Source organism: Treponema sp. R8-4-B8, from assembly GCF_054786175.1.
The window spans coordinates 1-434 of sequence record NZ_BDHE01000447.1; the positions used below are offsets into that span (position 1 = coordinate 1).

Sequence of the window (434 nt, forward strand, 5' to 3'; positions counted from 1 at the left end):
GCGGTGACCTAATCCCTTTATGCTTCTCAACAACGGCGCAAAACTCCAGCGTAGCCTCCTCCCCGTCGCCGATGAGAAAAGCGTCAACAAACGGCGTAAGCGGTTCGGGATTGTTCATACAAGGCCCGCCGGCAATGATCAACGGGGCGTAATCATCCCTATCAGCAGATAGAACTTTCAGCCCGGACAGATCTATCATGTTGACCAAATTAGTATATTGCAATTCATATTGCACAGAAAACCCAATCCAGTCGGCCTCTTTGACAGGAGAAAAATATTCGAGTGTAAATAGAGGCAACCCTACAGATGTGTATAAGAGACAGCCCTGCAGAAGGTCTCGCACCAGCGCAGTTTGCTTGGCGCGCTGCAGAACCGCTTAGAGCACACGATAAAGAACCTCGACACGGCGGCTGAGAACTTGCAGGCAGCCGAGA

Annotated in this window: 1 protein-coding gene and 1 pseudogene; one reads left to right on the forward strand and one right to left on the reverse strand. The window is 50.9% G+C overall.

Annotated elements, in window-relative coordinates:
- Window positions 1-343: pseudogene (locus ACYVRA_RS09185) on the reverse strand (hypothetical protein); the annotation flags it as partial.
- On the opposite strand from ACYVRA_RS09185, the gene ACYVRA_RS09190 reads away from it, so the two are divergent.
- Window positions 326-434, forward strand: a 109-nt coding sequence (locus ACYVRA_RS09190; RefSeq protein ID WP_461252400.1) for a flagellin, incomplete at its 3' end; no start/stop codon positions are given. The pseudogene ACYVRA_RS09185 and the gene ACYVRA_RS09190 sit on opposite strands and share 18 nt — an antisense overlap.